Source organism: Paenibacillus sp. BR1-192 (assembly GCF_029542445.1).
In the GTDB taxonomy this organism is placed as follows: Bacteria; Bacillota; Bacilli; order Paenibacillales; family Paenibacillaceae; genus Paenibacillus_AQ; species Paenibacillus_AQ lautus_A.
Genome location: NZ_CP120718.1, coordinates 1,575,473 through 1,590,090 on the forward strand (window position 1 = coordinate 1,575,473; position 14,618 = coordinate 1,590,090).

Annotated in this window: 12 protein-coding genes; 8 read left to right on the top strand and 4 right to left on the bottom strand. The window is 51.5% G+C overall.

Annotated features, from left to right (window positions below; genetic code table 11):
- Window positions 1–19: 19 nt before the first annotated feature.
- The 3 genes from P0X86_RS06705 to P0X86_RS06715 all read right to left on the bottom strand — a co-directional run bounded on the left by P0X86_RS06705 (window position 20) and on the right by P0X86_RS06715 (window position 2,338).
- The gene (locus P0X86_RS06705; protein ID WP_192569505.1) at window positions 20–1,471 is read right to left on the bottom strand and encodes an erythromycin esterase family protein; all 1,452 of its coding nucleotides are present in this window, start codon (window positions 1,469–1,471) and stop codon (window positions 20–22) included.
- A 128-nt stretch (window positions 1,472–1,599) separates the two neighbouring features.
- Complete coding sequence (locus P0X86_RS06710; RefSeq protein ID WP_009594955.1) at window positions 1,600–1,797, bottom strand: helix-turn-helix transcriptional regulator; 198 nt, start codon at window positions 1,795–1,797, stop codon at window positions 1,600–1,602.
- Window positions 1,798–1,822: 25 nt separating this feature from the next.
- Window positions 1,823–2,338, bottom strand: coding sequence for a DUF6773 family protein (locus P0X86_RS06715; RefSeq protein ID WP_096775176.1), 516 nt, complete (start codon window positions 2,336–2,338; stop codon window positions 1,823–1,825).
- Window positions 2,339–2,776: 438 nt separating this feature from the next.
- On the opposite strand from P0X86_RS06715, the gene P0X86_RS06720 reads away from it, so the two are divergent.
- Together P0X86_RS06720 and P0X86_RS06725 are read left to right on the top strand one after the other, a co-directional pair.
- On the top strand, window positions 2,777–3,670 hold the full coding sequence (locus P0X86_RS06720; protein WP_277748172.1) for a putative RNA methyltransferase: 894 nt from the start codon (window positions 2,777–2,779) through the stop codon (window positions 3,668–3,670).
- A 120-nt stretch (window positions 3,671–3,790) separates the two neighbouring features.
- Complete coding sequence (locus P0X86_RS06725; protein WP_277748173.1) at window positions 3,791–4,204, top strand: VOC family protein; 414 nt, start codon at window positions 3,791–3,793, stop codon at window positions 4,202–4,204.
- An 85-nt stretch (window positions 4,205–4,289) separates the two neighbouring features.
- Here the strand turns inward: P0X86_RS06725 and P0X86_RS06730 are convergent, their stop codons facing one another.
- On the bottom strand, window positions 4,290–5,339 hold the full coding sequence (locus P0X86_RS06730) for an S-layer homology domain-containing protein (protein WP_009594975.1): 1,050 nt from the start codon (window positions 5,337–5,339) through the stop codon (window positions 4,290–4,292).
- A gap of 380 nt (window positions 5,340–5,719) precedes the next feature.
- Between P0X86_RS06730 and P0X86_RS06735 the strand changes: the two genes are divergently transcribed.
- The 6 genes from P0X86_RS06735 (at window position 5,720) to P0X86_RS06760 (ending at window position 14,611) form a co-directional block, all read left to right on the top strand.
- Complete coding sequence (locus P0X86_RS06735; protein WP_277748174.1) at window positions 5,720–6,634, top strand: coiled-coil domain-containing protein; 915 nt, start codon at window positions 5,720–5,722, stop codon at window positions 6,632–6,634.
- Window positions 6,635–6,857: 223 nt separating this feature from the next.
- Window positions 6,858–7,901, top strand: coding sequence for a LacI family DNA-binding transcriptional regulator (locus P0X86_RS06740; RefSeq protein ID WP_277748175.1), 1,044 nt, complete (start codon window positions 6,858–6,860; stop codon window positions 7,899–7,901).
- Window positions 7,902–8,329: 428 nt separating this feature from the next.
- The gene (locus P0X86_RS06745) at window positions 8,330–9,697 is read left to right on the top strand and encodes an ABC transporter substrate-binding protein (protein ID WP_096775181.1); all 1,368 of its coding nucleotides are present in this window, start codon (window positions 8,330–8,332) and stop codon (window positions 9,695–9,697) included.
- A gap of 206 nt (window positions 9,698–9,903) precedes the next feature.
- Entirely contained in the window at window positions 9,904–12,714 is a 2,811-nt protein-coding gene (locus P0X86_RS06750; protein WP_277748176.1) for an extracellular solute-binding protein, read from the top strand.
- A 12-nt stretch (window positions 12,715–12,726) separates the two neighbouring features.
- Entirely contained in the window at window positions 12,727–13,695 is a 969-nt protein-coding gene (locus P0X86_RS06755; RefSeq protein WP_096775183.1) for a carbohydrate ABC transporter permease, read from the top strand.
- 4 nt (window positions 13,696–13,699) lie between these two features.
- Window positions 13,700–14,611 (top strand): carbohydrate ABC transporter permease, encoded by a 912-nt coding sequence (locus P0X86_RS06760; protein WP_009589726.1) that lies wholly within the window; start codon window positions 13,700–13,702, stop codon window positions 14,609–14,611.
- The last annotated feature ends 7 nt before the right edge of the window (window positions 14,612–14,618 follow it).

The following is a 14,618-nucleotide window of genomic DNA, read 5'->3' on the forward strand; positions in this document are numbered from 1 at the left end:
ATAAAGAAATGATAGCACCTTATTCCTCAGCAGGCACAGAAGCCTTGGATGAAGCGGAGGATCTCATATATTGGGGCGGGTTTACGTCATCGATCAGCAGAATACCGTCGTACTGGTCGCGGGCGATTAAGCTTTCCGGAATCATCCCCCAGCTATAGGCAAAACGCGGCTCGAACATCCACGAGTTGCCTGCCTCGCGTTTTTGGTAACGCAGGTCAACGAAGGTATACGGCGAGCCTGCGGCCGAGAGGATCGATTCAATGGAGCCCGGCTCTGCCGGCAGGACGTCATGCACATTCCCCATATTATCCGCGGTTTGGCCGCTGGCCGGATACAGGCCAAGCACGTAACTGTATTTCTTCATTTCATCCGAGAGTTTCTCTCCCATTAAAGTCACCGGATATGGCGTACCCATCACCTCGGTTTGAGCTTTGCGGATGTGGTCGTTATGTCCCCACACGATGAATTTTTCCATCGGGTATACTTCGGTTGCCAGCCACATGAGATTGTCATGCATCGCCTGGTCCCGCCATTCCATCGATTCCAGGAACGGGACATAATCCCCGCTTTCCATGCCAAGCGTTGATTGAATGGAGAGCTCCACATATTCCCGGGCTACCCGAATCCGGTCGTTCAGGGTCCGCTCGAGCAGCATGGACAGTTTGGGGTTATCCGGGTACAGCCGTTTCAGATGAGCTTCGTTTGCCTCCGTCTTTAATGATTCCAGAGCATCCTTGTACACTTGAATCAGCTGATGTTTCTCTTTGCGGTAAGCGTCTAGATCCGTACCAAGAGAGTAGTCGGACAGTTTCTTCTCAGCTTCCGATAGACGCTTAGCCATGGCCTGATCCTGCAGCCATTGTCCGTCCAACAGCGGATGCTGCAGCTGCATGTCAAAACCGGTCAGCACGAGCGGCTGCTTGCTCTGTTGTGCTGTTTTAATGTAGTCGAACAACGGCAAAATCTCTTTGGACCACCAGACGCCGAAGATGGAATCCTTCATCGTTTGTTCCGCGCTCCGCTGCCCGGCCCTACCGTAAGCCAAGGAGCTGTTGCCAAGGCCGCTCTCAAAGGCCAGAACGTTGTACCCCATCTCCTGATGCAGGAACTGGATCAAGCGGGTCTTCGCCAGATTGAACTCGCCAACCCCGTGGGAGCTCTCCCCTAGAAACACGAAACGTTTGTCATGCAGCAAGGGCTTCAGCATAGCCAGATCCCTATACTGGTTAGTGCCGTTGGCTGTGTTGGCCGGGTGAATCGTATCCAGTCGATATACATGGTCTTTGGCCCAATTCTCCCACTCGGCAATTTTTTCATCCGACGTTCGTGCAGTCGTAACCTCGGTAACCTGCCCTTGGATGGGATCGGCGGCAGAAGCATATGTTTTTCCTTCAGGGATGAAGGTGGTTCCCAATAGGGAAGCGGTGAGCAAAAACACGGTGAATGCTTTTCTAGCTTTATGTAATGGCATGATAGATTAGGTCACTCCTTATATGATGATTGGTTATTAGTTCTTGCCTTGAAACGTTGGCGTCACCTCCTTAACCTTGTCGGCAATTGCTGTCTGGCGGCGTTAGTGAATTGAAATGCAGCCCTGCCCTAGTCTTCTTCCCAGAACAGATCGTTCAGCGTACGCGATAATGCCTTGCATATGGCAACGCACAGGCTGAGGGACGGATTATATTTCCCAAGCTCGATCAGGCCGATGGTCTGCCTGGAGACACCGACGATCTGGGCCAGTTCTTCCTGCGATAAATCCTTCTCGACGCGGGCCATCTTCAATTTGATGTTTTTCATGCGGCAGTCCCCCTAATATCCCTTTCTACGAGTCGAATGGATCGTTCTGCGACATTTTTTGGCTTACCTTGTTGGCGCCGTAGTGGATCAACCAATTCCCCCCGACAAAGAGCGGGATGTAGATGATCAGTGAGACGAGGAAAACGCTAAAGAAATATTTGAGCTCGGTCGCACTGTTGTCATTGCCAAACAGAACCGCGCTGCGGATACCGAAAAAAAGAGCAAGTGCGACACCGATAACAAGCCCCCATATCGCCGTACGCATGCTGAACGAAATTTTGCTCCGCTGGTCATGGACCTCCACTTCATCCGAGTAAATCCCCAGCGCCACGCTGCGTATCCCGAAATATAAGCTTCCTCCCAGAATGATCAGCATTTCCAGCCAGACGGGTTCCGTTCGCGGCAGCACAAAAGATTTGATGATGACGGAAATGCTGCAAATGACCATGATCAAGGTATACACCTCTTTATATAACTTGTTCTTCAAATTGACGATACGCTCATCCTCAACCGAGTTTTTCTTAAACCAATTCAAGCTCATCATTCCTTCCTTTTGGTTAGAGATACGTTCCTGAGATTTTCTGGATACATGCATTGTAATAGTATTTACGTCTTTTTGCAATATATATATGTCATTTTGAATTTAATATTTGTCTTTTAAGGTGAGAAGGTGGATAAAAGAGTCTCAAACACTCATCATAGTCTATAGGAGGAACTTATTCTTGATATATTTTGCTGAACCGGACGCTTGCCCTGAAGGTTTACATTCTGTGCTCGCGTGTTAGAATTGAATTAGGGCATCTCTCTTGCCCAAATTGATGTCGGGAGCGTGTTTTTTCTCATGATCCATTTCATTCGTTTACGCTAATGTGAGGTACAGATCCAAGTAGGCTCGGCCCTTTTTTTTGACAACTGCGGCTTGAGTTTATTTATCTGTGCCTTTTTTATTGCGATCAATCGAATGAAAGGATGATTTGCTGTGTCCACCAACGAAAAATTGTTAAAAAAAGCACAAAAATTTTCGATACACGAGAAGATGTTTCAATGCCCGATCTGCGGCGGTGCCATGAAGGAACGCATGGCCAGCCTGGAATGCGAGAACAGGCATTGCTATGATATATCCAGACAGGGATACGTAAACCTGCTGAACCATTCATCCAAAACCAAATATGATAAGGCTTTGTTTGAGGCCCGAAACACGATCAGCGGCAGCGGCTTCTTCGGCCCCATGGTAGAAGCGGTAACGAATCGCCTGATCCAGGAGCTGAAGTCCCGGGAATCCGTGAAGCCTGTAAAACTGCTTGATGCAGGCTGCGGGGAGGGCTCCCATCTATCCGCCATCGGACATAAGCTTCGGGAGCACCCTTTGGTGCCGGATGTTCTCGGCGTAGGCATGGATATTGCCAAAGAGGGCATCGTTATGGCCGCCAAGATATCCCCTGACTCTATATGGTGCGTGGCCGATTTGTCCCGGAGCCCGTTTGCCGACCAACAGTTCGATTACATCCTGAACATTCTGTCCCCGTCCAATTATTCGGAGTTCAGGCGGCTGCTTGCGAGTGGCGGATCATTGGTGAAGGTAATCCCGGACAGCCTGTATTTGCAGGAGCTTAGAACCTTGTTCTATACAGGCACAGGCAAGGAGAATTACTCCAATGACAGCACAATAGAGCTATTCAGCCGCCACTTTGAGCAAATCGAAGCCGAGCGGGTGCAGTATCGAGTCGTCCTGGATAACGATCAGATGAAACAGCTGATTCGCATGACGCCGTTATCCTGGAGCGCTTCGCCCGAGGCCATCGGACAAATGCTGGATGAAGCGATGGAGGTCACGGCGGACTTCAAAATCCTGTATGGATGGAATGAGGGATAACCATAACGGTCCTTCAGCCGAAAATGCCTCATATTTTGCTAAAGTGATCCAGTTGGGCGATAATAGGAGTAACGTTGTAAATATGAAAATAAGGTGGTTGACGATCATATGTAACTTCGAATGAATCCATATCTCGTGATGGACGGGAATGCTAAGGAAGCTATTCAATTCTATGAGAAGGCGTTGGATGCCCAGGTCGTCATGGTTCAGACCTTCGGCGAGATGCCGGCGAACCCTGATTTTCCGCTGCCGGATAGCGCGAGAGATCGCATTTCCCACGCTTTGCTGAAGGTAGGAGAGACGGATTTGATGTTCTCCGATACGTTTCCCGGTCAACCGGTTCAATCCAGCAATCAGGTTCAGATCTGTATCATGACCGATCAGGCCGAACAGGCCAAGCGGATATATGAAGCGCTGCGGGAGGACGGTCAAGTGGTTATGCCCCTTCAGGAGACGTTCTGGAGCCCGGCGTACGGCATCGTGGCTGACAAATTCGGCGTGAACTGGAATATCTCCACGGAAGCGGAAGCGTAGAAGCTGATATATAAATGAACAAAAAGCCCTGACGATTTGCCGTCAGGGCTTTTTGTTCGGTTGCAGCGCAGTCGAGTTTCCTGAATTATGCCCGAGATCCGTCCCACCACTTATAGTAGATATGGACATGCCCGGCGGGGCTTGCCACGAGCGGATCGATAACGAGTGTTTTGCCGCTCACCTTCAACTCGATCACCTTCTTGTTCTTCTCCGCGGAGTCTATTTTCGCGAGGAAGGCGGAATCGACTTGGAAGCCATACAGCTGGAGGAGTTCGATCAGCATGCCGCGCTGGGTTTTATCGGCGGCATTGGAAAGCGCGATTCCGCTGAACTGCATAATCTGCGGCTCGAATTGAACGGACACGGCGTAATCCGTCTCACCGGTTTGCTTCGTGCTGGTCATCACGATTTTATTCGATCCGTCGTCATAAATGCGGTAGCCGCTGTACTTCGGAAATACCTTCTGGCGGATCACGAGGTACATCTCGTCCCGGTAAACGTCCCAAGGGGTTGGCAGCTTCGGCAGCATGGCCTCCGCGCTTGGCGCGGTAGGGCGGTCGTACAGGTTCGACATTCCGCGATCGGTCAGGTTTTTGATCAGCTGAAGCACTTCGGCCCGCGTGATGGTGCCGCTGCCTACATAGCCTTCAATCGTATTTTCACCTTTGATCCGGCCCTGCGCGTACTTTTTCCCCAGAACGTATTGAATGGCCTGATTCCCGCCGTAGTTCACGCCGTCGGCGCTGGATATCAGCTCGGCCACATGGGCCCGCGTTATGTATTGGCTGCGCTTGGTTTTGTCAGCGAATCCGTGTACAGGATAGTTCTTGAAGTGCAGAAAATGATAATATTTATCCGACCATAGTTCGGTCAAATAGTTCTCCTGCAGGTCCTTGCCCGTAATGCCGACAACCAGCATGCGGATGAATTCGGCCTCGGTCACATTCTGATTAGGCATGAACATTCCGTTCGCATAGCCATTGACAATCCCCTTGTCGACGCCCCATTCGATGGTCGTTTTTGCCCAGTGGTTATCAATATCCCGAAAAGTAACCCCGGCAAAAGCGCTGCCAGCTCCTACGAACAAAGAGACAGCCAGGAGTATAGGCGCACATAGTGTCCTGAACTTCAACATCTGCAATCCTCCATCTATAATTTGCTAAAATACTACAAAATACATTGTATAGGCCTATTTTTCGGGCGGTCAAGCATCAGAAAGCGGTTCCGAACAAAGATGGGCTGTTATAACTAGCTAACTAACTTTAGCGATACTAAGGGACTACAGGACCAAGGAAGTGCATAAATCTTCCGTTTTTGATGTGGGATATACGAAGGGAAGACATGTTTTTCATGAAGCATCCAGGGAGTGAGACACGCTGCCGTGCGAAAATATCCGGAGGTTCCAGAAATCGGCTCTAGTCTAAAAGTTAGGGGTTCGGAGTTCCTATTGGAAGATGCCTTGCCATTAGGTAAAATATCCCTTGTTTACTATCTACAGAAGAGAGGCGAAAATCGATGAGATTGATGCGAAAATCGTTATTAACCTTATGCAGCCTTTTGCTTGCCGTCTCGGTTATGGTGCCGCTAACAACGGTTCATGCAGCGGATCAGAAATGGATCAATCAAGTATGGAGCGAGTATAAATCCTATAACAAGAAGACGGTAAATGCGTATAACAATTACCAGAAACAAGCAGACAAGAAATATAAGGCGTTTTATAATGCCAGCCATGCCTCCCTGGACCAGCTCGAGAAAAAAGTGCTGGAGGATCAAAAGCAGTGGGACGAGAAGCTTCGAGCCGATTTGGAGCAGCTGAAGCTGAAGTATGAGGGAAACCGCGACCTAAGGGATAAGCTGGCACAATATGAACGGTTCATCAATCCAAGTTATTTAAACGGTCCGATGTGGAAGTATGCGAATGCCGCTAACCGCAATTATTTGAACAGTACCCTATGGAAACTAAGCAAAGAAATGAACGAGGATTATTTGAACAGCTGGATGTGGACATACAAGAAGACGATCACCCCGAGCTATTTGAACAGTTCCGCATGGAAATTCAGCAAAACGGTCAGTGAAAGCTATTTGAACAGCCCGATGTGGAAGCTCCGTAACGGATCCAGTACGTCGTACCTGAACAGTCCGATGTGGAAGTACAAACAAGGGAAAATCAGCAAAGCAACAGCTAAGAGCCAATACGGCAAGCTGTTTAAGGAACAGACAACCGCGATCTCCAAAGGCAATGCTGCAAGAAAATCCGAAATAACGAAAATGGCAAGCGGTACGCAGAAGAAGATAGACGAGCTATATAAGGAAACGGTGGTTATACTTGAGACACGTCGCGAGGAGGCGTTGAAGAGCATCTCCGACCTGCGGATCGAAATTGCCGGAGAAGGCTTGAAATGGGAAGCGCTGCTCGTGGAGAAACCGTAATTATCTATATTTTTAAGCCTACAAGAAAAAGAGCTGCCCCAGATGGTCCTAACATGACCATAGGGGCAGCTTTTGTTTTTGTAAAAATGAAAACAAGAAAATGCAGGATATTCTTTGACTTTAACGATTATTTCACATAATATTATGTCAGTAACCTAACAAAAACTAACATAAATAACACGGAAGCTGAACGACAAATTCGCACTTAAGTAGGTTGATAACGATGAAAACGAAAGTGACGATTCAGGAAATCGCCGATTTCACAGGCGTGTCTAAATTCGCTGTATCCCGGGCCTTGTCGGGGAAATCCGGCGTCAGCCCGCAGACCAGGGACATGATCCTGAAGGCCGCCGGACAGCTTGGGTATTTCAAGGATCAGCCAGGCCAAGCGGCAGGAAGAAACCAGCAGCTCCAGGAGCCGGAGAACCGAAAATGGGCGGGGGCGGTACTGGTCCTGTTCCCGAATGTCCGATATCAGAATCGCGAATCGCTCTATTGGGGGCCGGTTTTTGACGGAATATCGACCCGCCTTAATCAGAAAGGGCTCGACATCCTGACGCTGACGGAGCCTTCGAATGACCCCATGTTTTCCCTCCTGAATCCCCAGGGCATTCTCGGGATCGTAACGGTGGGAGCCGTGTCCACGCAAAATTTAATGGATATCAAGAAGCTGAACATTCCCGTGGTCATGGTAGACCACATGGACCCCGCGTTCCAATCGGACACGGTGTTCACCGACAATATGCACAGCATGAAACAAATCATGACCAAACTGATCAGCAAAGGATATAAAAAATATCAGTTCATCGGCAACATCGAAGATGCCCAGAGTTTTTACGAGCGCTGGATCGGTTTCTCGTCCGCGCTGGCCGATTACAAAATCGAGCATCGGCAGCTGCCTTCTCTGATCAGCCCGGAGATAGAGAACATACACGAAACGTTAGGCAAGGCTCTTGCCGGAAACGAGCTTCCGGAAGTGTTCGTTTGCGCTAATGATATCACCGCCATGTTTGCCATGGAGGCGCTCGGGAATCAGGGTATCGACGTACCGGGTCACGTACAGGTGACAGGGTTCGATAATACGTACGACAGCCTGCCGATTATGGCAACGGTGAACATCGACAAGGAATTGCTGGGGATGCGTGCCGTCGATCAATTGCTCTGGCGGATCGTGAACCCGGATTCCAATTATGAGCGTCTCCTTATTCAAGCCGATGTCATTGTTAGGGAATTGAATAACGCTGCGCGGGATACGGACGAACCATAAGCTGTACATGTAATGTTAAGTTAGCCCCGATGTCTTAAAGACATCGGGGCCTTTTTGTATTCATAACAAACAAATAACAAATGTACGGATTTTATGATAGTCAATTAAGATAGAATAACAGAAATTTCAGTTGATATATAGGGATTTATAGCGAACAAGTCCGATTTTTTCTGAATTAAAATGTAAACGCTGTCGCTAATTATTTAGGTTGTTTATAAAATAATATTTAGGTTAGTTGTTATTATTATCATAAAATATATTGACGCAATTACGATCCTGGTGTTATATTTTTTGGCAAACAGGGATAACGGATTGGGGGCGGGGGAACAACAGGATTGCCGGGAATGAAGCATCGACATCATCTTGGGGGTACTTGGGTACTTGCATGACGTTAACAGGGCGTTAAACAAATAGGGGAGGTTTTTAGCGTGAGAAAAATGAAAGGGCTTTCTTTATTGCTTATCTGTTTGTTATTTTTGATTACCGCCTGCAGCGGCGGAGGGGCCAAGCAGGCGGAGGCGCCGCCGGCGACCCCGGCTCCCAGCACGGAAACCGCGGCAGAGACTCCTAAAGAAGAACCCGCCGAACCTGAAGCAGAACCTGTTGATCTGGGCGGCCGCGTGATTAAGGTAGCCGCTTGGTGGGACCTGAAGCCGGCAGGCACAACGGCCGGTGAGAAGGCACGCCTGGAGAAGATCGCCGAAATCGAGAAGAAATACAATTGCAAAATCGAATTCGTCAACGTTCCCTTTGAGGAGTACATGAATAAATTCACGACAAGCGTACTGGCAGGCGAGCCGTTCGCCGATATCGTGCAGTTGGAGTACAAGTCGGCATTGCCGGCGATTATGAAGGGACAGATCCTGCCGATCAGCGAATTTACCACGGACAAAAACAACATCAATAACGAAGCGGATCTGCAGACGAAATATCCATCCATTGGCGGAGGGGAATACGGCTTCGATAATCCGACCTCCATCGGGCTCGGACTTCATTACAACCGCGACCTGTTTAAGAAGAACGGGCTTCCGGATCTTCAGGAGCTGTATGCCAAGGGAGAATGGAACTGGGATAAATTCATGGAGCTTGCCAAACAGGCAACCAAAGATACGAATAACGACGGAAAAACGGACGTATGGGGCTTCTCCGGTTGGGCCATTGATGCGGTAAAGCATTTCACCGCCGCTAACGGGGGCAAAATCGTAGACGATTCCAACGGCAAAGAAGGCTTGTCCGATCCGAAGACATTGGAAGCAGCCGAGTTCGTGAACCGCCTCTACAACGTGGAGAAGGTTGTGAAAGTCAAGAGCGGCAACAAAACGAATTGGGAAGAAACCAACACCTTCAAAGACGGCGACGTAGCCATGTTTACGGCGGCGGAATGGATGCTTGGCGACATTACGTTCGAGGTTGGCGTGGTTCCGATTCCTGCCGGCCCGCAGGGATCGGCAGAAACAACGTATGCCAATACCGCCGCGTCCGCGAAGTTCATTGCCAAGGGCGTGAAAGATCCGGCCATCGTCTACCAAATTTACGAAGAGACGTTCGATATACCGCCGACCGAGGAATACCCGGGACAGGATTACCTGGAGAGCATCTATACCAATCAGGAAGACATCGACATGATTCGCGAGCATATTGCCGGAACCGGCGTCATCACGGTAGACGAAGCCTACACGGATTACCCTACGGGCGCTTTCATTGAGGACATTATCGTGAACAATCAATCGGTAACCGCTACGGCCGAGAAATATAAGCAACAGGCACAGGCTGCTGTCGATAAAATGGGCAAATAAGATGGACGGGGGCGTTAAAGCTTAAGCCGCGCCCCCTTCTCCTGAACAGGGGGATGAACATTGACACATCAAACGCAGCTAAAAAAATGGATGACCCGGTTATTGGTTCTTGCTGCAATCTTCGCCGCTTTGACGGTGTTCTTTAATAGAGGGGGGAATGAGTCCGGAGCCGGGGGAGGCCGGAACACGGCGGGACAGGGCTTACATTGGAACGTCCCGCATCGTTGGTCAATCTCAGCACGCAGCCGGGGAAAAGCATTTCCTATGTCCAATATTTGTCGGATCATGACGGAAAAGGTCGACCTGATCGTGAGATCACGATTCCTGCGGCGGATTACAGCCGTGCCGAGGGCGGGGAATTCCGCAGGCTGGAAGCCTATGAGGGTCATCCCGGAACCTCGTTGTTCACGGGGGAGAAGGGTGAGGTGGAATGGAAGGTTCATGTAGAGGAGGAGGGATTGTACAATCTGTCCCTGCTCTATTATCCGGTGGAAGGAAAGAGTTCCTCCATTGAGCGTTCCATCCGCATCGACGGGGAGGTACCATTTCAAGAGGCCGCTTATTTGCAATTCGACCGCATATGGGATAACGCCAAGGACGGCATCGATCAGGATAACCAGGGCAATGACCTGAGGCCGAAGCAAATCGAACGCCCCGCTTGGACCACGGCGGTGCTGAAGGATGCGGATGGTTACATCACGGAGCCGCTTCTTTTTTACTTTGAGGAGGGGGAGCATACCGTATCTTTAACGGCCGCGCGGGAACCGATGGTTATCGGGGAACTCAAGCTGTTCCAGCAGGAGAGTCCGCCGACGTATGCCGAGCTGTACCGGCAGTATGAGGCTGAAGGGATTCGAAGAACCGAAGGCGCTTTGCTGGCGATTCAGGGAGAAGACGCAGTCGCCAAATCCTCGCCGACCCTGTATCCGCTAAGCGAGCGTTCGAGTCCGAGCGTCAGCCCTTACAGTGCGTCGAAAGTTCGAATCAACACCATCGGCGGCTTCAACTGGCGGCTGCCCGGACAGTGGATCGAATGGGAACTGGACGTCCCGGAGAGCGGGCTCTATAAGATAGCGTTCAAATCGCAGCAAAATTTTGTGAGGGGCATGTACTCGACGCGAAAGCTGACGATCGACGGGAAGGTTCCGTTTGAAGAAATGAACCACGTCGCTTTCCGCTTCAAGAACGGATATCGCATGGACGTGCTTGGGGGCGATGAACCTTATCTGTTCCGGTTGGAGCAAGGCAAGCATGTGTTACGCCTCGAGGCGAGTCTGGGTGAATTCGCTCCCCTCATTCATGAGGTGGAGGACAGTCTGCTCAACCTGAATGCCATGTACCGCAAAATATTGATGATCACCGGCACGAATCCGGATGAATTCAGGGATTACCGCGTAGAGCAGCGGATACCGGAACTGCTGGAAGCCTTCCGGTACGAAAGCGGCAGACTGAAAGCGGTCGCGGCCAGATTGGTTGAGCTGTCGGGTCAATCCGGCGACCAGGAGGCGCTGCTGAAGACCATGGCGCTTCAGCTGGATGAGATGATCGAGAAGCCGGATACGATTCCGCGCAGGCTGGAGGCCTACAAGACGAATACCGGCGGACTCGGAACATGGCTGCAGCAGGCAAGGGAGCAGCCGCTGGAGATCGATGCCCTCTATGTTGCATCAGCCGATGCCAAGCTGCCGAAGAGCGGAATGGGGGCTGCCGATAAGGTGAAGCATGAGGCGTCGACGTTCTTCAGCTCCTTCTTCATCGATTACAACAATATCGGTAACGTCACGGATGAGAAGAACCAGCGTTCGATCACCGTATGGATCGGCAGCGGCCGTGATCAGGCCAATACCATCAAGGCGATGATCGACGAGACCTTTACGCCGGAGACCGGCATCAACGTCAATCTGAAGCTGGTGAACATGGGGACGCTGCTCCCCGCCACTTTGTCGGGACAAGGACCGGAGGTCGCGATGCAGATCGGCAATGACCTCCCCGTGAACTTTGCCATGCGAAATGCCGCAGCGGACCTGATGCAATTCCCTGACTTCGAATCGGTAGCGGCCAGATTCCGGGACAGCGCCTTGGTGCCATACCGATACCGCAGCGGCGTATATGCGCTGCCGGAGACGCAAACCTTCAACATGATGTTCTATCGGAAGGACGTGCTGGAGGAGCTGGGTCTTGAAGTTCCGAAGACTTGGGACGATGTGGCCAGCCTGCTTGCCGTATTGAACAAAAATCATATGCAATTCGGTCTTCCCGTCGTGGCGCAGGCACCGGATCAGTGGACCACGCTGCCGCCGAATTCGATGTATGCGGCGCTCCTGATGCAATCCGGCGGACAATTCTACCGCAACAACGGCCGGGAGTCGGATCTGGATTCCAAGATCGGGCTGGAAGCATTTAAACAGTGGACGGAGTATTACACCGACTACAAGCTGGAACGGGAATACGATTTTGCGAACCGGTTCCGTACCGGACAGATGCCGATCGGCATTTCCGATTACACCACTTATAACCAGCTGTCGGTGTTCGCGCCGGAAATCCGCGGCGTATGGGGGTTCGCCCCCGTTCCGGGAACCGTTCAGGCGGACGGCACGATTGACCGCACCGTACCGAGCGGCGGCAGCGCCGTGCTGATGCTGGACGATGCGAAGGACAAGGATGCGGCCTGGGAATTCTTGAAATGGTGGACCAGCGATGCGACGCAGACGAATTTCGGCCGCGAAATGGAAGGGCTGATGGGCGCGGCGGCCCGCTATCCGACCGCCAACATCAAGGCGCTGGATAGTCTGCCGTGGCCGGTAGCCGACTACGAGAATTTGAAATCCCAATTCGAATGGGTTCAGGGAATACCCGAGGTGCCGGGCGGTTATTCGACGGGCAGGCATTTGTTCAATGCCTTCTATCGTGCGGTCATCAGCAACATCGAGCCGCGGGAGGCCTTGATGGATTCGGTGCAGTATATTCACGACGAAATCCGAACCAAGCAAGCAGAATTCGGCGAGCTGCAGGAATAGGGGGAGTCCAATTTGCATAATGCCAGCCTTCAGGATCCTGAAGTTACGATGTCAGCCGCAATCCGCCCCGTCAAGCCGCAATCCTGGTGGAGGCGGAAGCTGGCGGAGATGAAGGCCAGCAAGCATTCCTATATTTTGCTTGCGCCTTATATGATCCTGTTCACGCTGTTTACCGTTTTTCCGGTCGTCATTTCGATGATTCTCAGCTTTACGTACTTCAATATGCTGGAGTTTCCGCGGTTTGTCGGCTGGGATAATTATACGCGCCTGTTCCTGGAGGACGATATCTTTCTGGTCGCGCTGAAGAACACGCTGCTCTTTGCCGCCATAACGGGACCCATCAGTTACTTGGCCTGCTTCCTGTTTGCTTGGGTCATCAATGAGCTGGGTCCGCGGCTGCGGGCGTTCATGACCCTGATCTTCTATGCGCCTTCGATCTCGGGGAACATTTACTTCATCTGGCTGATGATCTTCTCGGGAGACCGCTACGGCATAGCGAACGGCATGCTGATTAAGCTGGGCATCATCCTGGAGCCGATCCAATGGCTGAAAACCGAAGCGATGATCATGCCGATTATCATTTTGGTCCAGCTGTGGCTCAGCCTCGGAACCGGCTTCCTGGCCTTTATCGCCGGACTTCAAACCGTGGATAAAACACTCTACGAAGCGGGTGCCGTGGACGGGGTCCGCAACCGCTGGCAGGAGCTGTGGTTCATAACGCTGCCTTCGATGCGGCCGCAGCTTATGTTCGGCGCGGTCATCCAGCTTACGACATCGTTTGCCGTGGCCGACGTATCGATTGCGCTGGCCGGTTTCCCGAGCGTGAACTACGCGGCGGAAACCATCGTCACGCATCTCATCGATTTCGGGACGACGCGCTTTGAGATGGGTTTTGCGTCGGCGATTGCGACCGTGCTGTTCATCCTGATGGTGGGAACCAACCTGATCGTCCAAAAATTGCTGCGCAAGGTAGGTGAGTAGACGCGTGAGGGTTACATACGAACTTCCGAAAAAACGGGACGGCCGCCTGCTGAACGTCAGGCTTAAAGCTCGCAGCAAACGGGTAAACCGCTCGTTCATGGGGACCTTCTCCCTGTTTGCGCTGCTGGCGGTGTTCGGCGCTTTCATGGCGCTGCCCCTGGTGTACGCCATCAACAACGCGTTCAAGCCGCTGGACGAAATTTTCCTGTTCCCGCCGACGCTGTTTGTCCGCAATCCGACATGGAATAACTTTTCCGATTTGATCAATCTGCTCGGCCAGTCCTGGGTACCGTTCTCGCGGTATATCTTCAATACGGTCTTCATAACCGGGGTCGGCATTGTCGGTCATGTGATCTTTGCATCCGCGGCGGCTTATCCGCTGGCCAAACACAAGTTTCCGGGCAAGGTATTCCTCTTCCAGGTCGTCGTGCTCTCGCTGATGTTCACGCCGGTCGTTACGGCGACGCCGAATTATATGATCCTGTCGTGGCTGGGGCTCATCGACACCTACTGGGCCGTCATTATACCGGCTTTCGGCTATTCGCTAGGGTTATATCTGATGAAGCAGTTCATGGAACAGATACCGGATGCCCTGCTGGAAGCGGCCAAAATCGACGGAGCGAGCGAATACCGGATCTTCTGGTCCATCGTGATGCCGAACGTGAAGCCGGCGTGGCTCACGCTGATCATATTGCTGTTCCAGATCCTGTGGGGAACCGACGGCAACGGCTTTATTTACAGCGAACAGCTTAAGACCCTGCATTATGCATCCAATCAGATCATTCTGGGCGGTATTTCCCGGGCCGGCGCGGGCGCGGCCGTGGCAGTCATCCTGATGAGTGTGCCGATTGTGCTCTTTCTGTTCTCGCAGAGCCGGATCATCGAGACGATGGCGACCTCCGGGATGAAGGATTAGGGAGGGG